Below are 5,538 nucleotides of genomic sequence, written 5' to 3' on the forward strand. Positions count from 1 at the left end.
AGATCCAGATCCAGATGCGCAGCTTATCTTCGACGAGGCCGGAGCCTTCTGCGACCTGCAGGAACAGGACCCACACTATTCGGGTGGCTTCGGTGATGCGAGCGTCCACGCCACCGCCGCCTGCTATTTCAACAGCGGAAACGGCGCACCGTACGTGGCCGAGAACATCTCGATCAAGACGCAGCTCTCCTACTCGGTGCTTCCTCCGTACTGCGAATTCGATCCGATTGGGGAACCATGTGTCGACTCGCGGCCGAACAGGTATAGTTACGAGGCACCCTGTCACCGGCCGTGCCGGGACTACGGCTAGTATAAGGGCGAGTCTGAGATCGCCGTGACGATCAGGGGAGTGATCAAAGTGGGTTACGTCGACAACACCAAGTTCATCGAGGATTGTCCCGTACCACCGGCCTAGCGTCGAGTCGGGCGAGTCCTCATATCTGGCCGTCTATCACATGTACGATCTTGGTTATCACCCTTCGGTTGTCCCCGCATGATGAGTGAGCCCCTGCGCCGCAGCCTCCCGTGGCGCGCCCAGCAACTGCTGGGCGCGCCACGGGCGCTCGGTGTGCTCGCGGAGCTCGCCGGCCTGCGGCTGGGCGCCGTCCGAGATGCGTACGCCGGAAGTCCCGAACCACCTGTATTCCTTGCAACACTGAGGACGAACATGATCGGCCCGCCCCACGCCGCCGGGTGGGCCAGCCGCCGGCGCGAGCACAGCCCTCAGCCACGGACCGTGTTGGAACCTTACGTCGACGCGCTGCAGGACGTGGAACGCCTCACTGCCGTCACCCTGCGCACCGTCTCCGGCTGGGCGTGGTATCCCCTACAGCAGTCCGTGCGGCAGTTCCTGCTTGCCGACGCTCCGGTCCTCGCCGATGTCGCCGTGCGGCTGTCGGCTGCGCCGGCGGCGTGGTGGTGGTGGGAGCCGCTACGCCGCCAGGACCAGATCCTGCTGGGCTCTCCCGCGACCCCACCCGATCTCGACGAACTCGCCGCCCGGGCCACTCCCCGGGAGGCCCCCCGGTTCCGCCTGCCCGCCGGCATCCGCACCTCGACCAGGCTGGGCCCCAGGCTCCCCGCCACCCAGCTCTGCGACGTCGGCGTCACGTCGCGGCACGGACCGCAGATCGGTTGCTGGAGTGTGCCGGTTACCGCCCACGCGCGCGTTTACGAGCTACATGGCCCCAGCGACTGGTTGCGCCTATGCGAGCGCCATCCGACCGTCGCCAACGTGCCCGGCGAATGGCTGACCTGGGGCATTCATACGCCTTGGGCGCTCAGCCCCGACTGGCGCGCCGTCGCCCACGCATGGGACGCCATACACCTCAGCGTCGCCGGACTGCTGACCGCATGCGGCAATCCCATGGTCACGGGAGCACGCGGGACGATCGCTGAGACTGCGGACAGCGAGATAACCATCTGGTTCCGTCCCTGCTTCGGCCGACCAACGCTATCCGCCATCTGGGACACCGAGCGGGATGACCTCCCAGCAGCCACGACGACGTCCGAGACGCCCCGTCGGGAAGGTCGAAGCCGACCGCCCGACGGATGACGTGGTGGGCCCCGTGAGCCACAGTAAGAGCGTGTCTTACGTGGGGTGTCTCCACCTTCCACCGGTGCCGGCCGAGGCGTTCGGTGCTCTCCACGCCGCGGCGGGCGATACGAACCGCGATACGGCGTCGGCGCAGGAAACAGCGCAGGTCCGGCTGGTCGTAGGCCTTGCCCGCACGCAGCTTGCCCGGGTGGCGTCGCCGCGGGCCGTGCGGGGAACGGACCGCGGGGATGCTGGCGACCAGCGGGATGTCGAAGCGCGGTTCGAGTGCGTGTTAGATTACCGGTGTTCTACGTGTAATTACCATGGTCAAGAATGTATTATTTTCATGATCGGATGTTGGTGCGCGCCTACGTTCCTCGCCTGCTCGACGTGGAGCTGCAGGATGTCCTCGCCTCCCACCCAGCCGTCCTCGTCGTCGGCCCCCGGGCATGCGGCAAGACAACCACGACCCGGCGTGTCTGCCAGTCGATCCTGCGGCTGGACGTCCCGGCGCAGGCCGCGGTCGTCAGGGCCGACGCCGACGCGGCGCTGCGCGGGCTCGAGGAGCCTGTCCTGATCGACGAGTGGCAGGTCGTGCCCGAGGTGCTCGGCGCGGTGAAGCGGGCCGTCGATGACGATCCGCGCCCAGGGAGGTTCGTGCTCACCGGATCGTCGCAAGCCGACCTCACCGCCTCGGGCTGGCCTGCTACCGGCCGAATCGTCCGGCTGACGATGTATCCCCTCGTCGGTCGGGAACGCCACGGCGACCCGACCGCACCCTCGCTCATCGACCGGATCCTCGACGCCGACGCGGACGCGTTCGCGGATCCGCCTACCGGCTGGGACCTGCACACCTACCTGACCGAGGCACTCAGCAGCGGCTGGCCGGAGGCGCTGCGAACCGAGGCCGACCGAGCGCGCGACCGCTGGCTGACCGGCTACGTCGACCACCTCGCGACCCGGGAAGCCCCGGCCCTCGGCGTCGTACGAGACCCCCTGCGACTTCGCAGATATCTCCAGGCGATCGCCGCCAACACCGCCGGCTCGCCGACCCACAAGCTGCTCTACGACTCGGCGGGCATCGGACGCGACGCCGCCGTAGCCTACGACGACCTCCTCGACACCCTCATGATCACCCAGCGGGTCCCCGCCTGGGCGCGCAACCGCACGAGTCGCGCGGTCCGGCTGCCCAAGCGATACCTCACCGACCCCGGCCTCCTTGCCCCGTTGCTCCGTATCGACCACCGCCGCGCGCTCCGCGACGGCGACCTACTCGGACGCATCATCGACACCCTCGTCGCCGCACAGTTCCGCGCCGAGTGCGCGCTGAGCGTAGTCGGCGCCGACATGTACCACCTGCGCGACGCCAACGGCCGCCGTGAGATCGACCTGCTCCTCGAAGCCCGAGACAGCCAGATCGTCGCCGTTGAAGTCAAAGCGTCCGCAGCCCCTTCGCGTGCCGACGCACGACACCTTGAATGGCTTCAGGCGGAGATCGGTGCGCGGTTCACACTCGGGCTCCTCGTACACACAGGCCCACGGATCTTCCAGCTCGCGGAGCGCGTCATCGCTGTCCCCGTGGCCAGCCTCTGGTCCTCGAGCTGAGAGCACCACCAGAGATTCACTGGCTGTCGGTTGTTCGTTGTTGCGGTGCGTTACTTCCATCATGCTATGCCACCAAAGAACCAGCAAGTAGCCGGGAGGAGTCTCACCTCCCGGCCATCGCAGAACCGTGTGGGAACCTCTCGATTCACACGGTTTCCATCGTCCAGCCGCCCAAGACCACGGCTTGCAGAGGTCACCGGCCCGGTCGGAGCCTCCGCACCTACCGGAGGTTCGGAACACGTGTTCGATTCCGCTTTACATTTGCGAGGCTTTGGCCGCCGCTGTCCGTCGCGCCGGGCTGGGGAATGGTGGCGGGTACCCCTGATCCGCTACGATCTCGGCGGCTATGCGACGGGAAGCGGGGGCGAGATGAGCGTCGGTGAGCGGGGTGTCACGGCCGGCGCGGTGAGCGTGCTGGTGGTCGTGGCGCCGGACCCAGAGTTGGACGTCGAGGCGGGTGATCGGCTGACGCGGCGGTTGCGCGCGGAGATCGGCGAGCTGGACGTCGAGTCGGTCGGGCTGGCGGCGGGTGGGAGCGTCCCGGAGGGCGCGAAGGTGGCCGACCCGGTCACGGTGGGGGCGATCGTGGTCGCGTTGGGCACCTCCGGCGGGGTGCTGCCGGCGCTGGTCGATACGGTGCGCGACTGGCTTGCCCGCCAGCGCCGGGCGCACCGGGTCTCGATGACCATCGACGGTGACTCCATCGAGGTGGAGCAGGCGTCGACGGAACAGCAGCGGGCGCTGGTCGACGCCTTTGTGCGCCGGCATTCGGCGGGGTAGGCGATGGGCCGACGGCTGGCGCTGTTGATCGCCACCTACGAGTACCAGGATGCCGGGCTGCGGCGGTTGACTGCCCCGGCGCACGACGCCGAGGCCCTTGCCGACGTCTTGGGGGATCCGCGGATCGCCGGGTTCGAGGTCACGGTTCTGGCCAACGAGCCGCACCACCAGGTGGAGCAGGCGGTCGGGGAGTTCTACCGGGACCGGCGTCGGGACGACCTGACATTGTTGTATTTCACCGGCCACGGGTTGAAGGACGACGCCGGCCGGCTGTACCTGGCGATGGCGAACACCCGCCGGGACGGTCTGTGGTTTACCGGCCTATCCGCAGAGGACGTCAACGAGGCCATGGAGAGCTGCCTTTCGCAGCAGAAGGTGCTGATCCTCGACTGCTGCTACAGCGGGGCCTACCCGGCAGGCCGGCTGGCGAAGGCCGACACGGCCGTGCACACCTTCGAGAGTTTCCGCGGCCGTGGCCGTACGGTGCTGACCGCCACGGACTCCACGCAGTACGCGTTCGAAGGCGACCAGCCGCACGGGGAGGCGGCGCGGTCGGTATTCACCCGCTACCTCGTCGAAGGCCTGCGCGACGGTAGTGCCGACCTCGACGGCGACGGCGACATCACGGTCGACGAGCTCTACCTTTACGTCCACGACCGGGTCGTGGCCGAGATGCCGCAGCAGCGGCCGAAGAAGCAGGACAACGTCCAGGGGCGGACCGTCGTCGCCAGGAACGTCAACTGGACGCTGCCTCCCTACCTGCGGCATTCGGTGGACAGCCCCCTGGCCGCGGTCCGCCTCGCCGCTCTCGACGAAATGGACCGTCTGCACCGGGTCGGGAACGAGCTGGTGCGTGGGAAGGTCCGCGCCGAGTTTGTACGTCTCGCCAACGACGACAGCAGAGCGGTGTCGGATGCGGCGACCGCGCGGCTGCGGTCCCTCGACCCCGAAACGGGGGCAATCGCTCCGGCCGTCGCGGTGCCCCCGTTTTTTCCCCCCCCCGTGCAGGCGGTCGAGCCGCCGCCCGGACCGGCCGCGAGTGCCCCGCAGCTGGCGGTCGCGCCAGATCAGAGGGCGGTCCCGGACGAGGCGGACGCGCTCGAGCGGCCCCAGACGCTGCCCGGCGGCGCCCGGAAACACCTGCCCGCGGCCCGCCGGCCAGTCCCGCCCGGCCCTGCCGCGACGACACATCTCGACGGCGCTGCCCGCACGCCGCGCCCCCAGCCGGCGGACGAGGCACGCCGGGCCCCCTCCCACGGAGTCGCCGAGCGGGGATCCGGTACCGGCAGGGCTCAAGGTGACATTCGGGCAGAACTTATGTGGCGGTCCCCTTCCGGGAAAATTTGTGTCATGCGCATCTTTGTCGACGAAGAACCACGCGCCGTTGAAATCCACGTATCTCTCTGGAAGCCCGATCGTGTAGTCGTCGACGGCGTGCCGCTCAAATTGACCTTTCGGCGCCTTATGCAGGATGCCTTCGGTGACGAGCAGATGTTCGCCTTCGAGCTGCCTCATGCGAGTGATCGACTGCCGGTCCAAGTGAGAGCGACCCGAGATTCCACGGGCGGCCTCAAGTCACTGGACGGCATCAAGGGGACGTAATGAAGTAACAAATA

At 68.1% G+C, this 5,538-nt stretch carries 5 protein-coding genes and 1 pseudogene; 5 read left to right on the forward strand and 1 reads right to left on the reverse strand.

Annotated features, from left to right (window positions below; translation table 11 throughout):
• The coding region (locus AC08OQ_RS11970) for a hypothetical protein (RefSeq protein WP_476612045.1) at window positions 1-310 on the forward strand (310 nt) is incomplete at its 5' end.
• 183 nt (window positions 311-493) lie between these two features.
• Entirely contained in the window at window positions 494-1,555 is a 1,062-nt protein-coding gene (locus AC08OQ_RS11975) for a hypothetical protein (protein WP_476601058.1), read from the forward strand.
• A 49-nt stretch (window positions 1,556-1,604) separates the two neighbouring features.
• Here the strand turns inward: AC08OQ_RS11975 and AC08OQ_RS11980 are convergent.
• Window positions 1,605-1,739, reverse strand: a pseudogene (locus AC08OQ_RS11980) (IS5/IS1182 family transposase); the annotation flags it as partial.
• Window positions 1,740-1,891: 152 nt separating this feature from the next.
• Between AC08OQ_RS11980 and AC08OQ_RS11985 the strand changes: the two are divergent.
• From AC08OQ_RS11985 to AC08OQ_RS11995, 3 genes are all read left to right on the forward strand, one after another.
• Window positions 1,892-3,142, forward strand: coding sequence for an ATP-binding protein (locus AC08OQ_RS11985; protein WP_476601060.1), 1,251 nt, complete (start codon window positions 1,892-1,894; stop codon window positions 3,140-3,142).
• Between the two features lie 369 nt (window positions 3,143-3,511).
• Window positions 3,512-3,922 carry an effector-associated constant component EACC1 gene (locus AC08OQ_RS11990; protein WP_476601062.1) on the forward strand — a complete coding sequence of 137 codons (411 nt, stop codon included), beginning with the start codon at window positions 3,512-3,514 and terminating at the stop codon, window positions 3,920-3,922.
• Between the two features lie 3 nt (window positions 3,923-3,925).
• Complete coding sequence (locus AC08OQ_RS11995) at window positions 3,926-5,524, forward strand: caspase family protein (protein ID WP_476612046.1); 1,599 nt, start codon at window positions 3,926-3,928, stop codon at window positions 5,522-5,524.
• Window positions 5,525-5,538 lie beyond the last annotated feature (14 nt).

This window comes from Frankia sp. CcCS3, assembly GCF_977927575.1.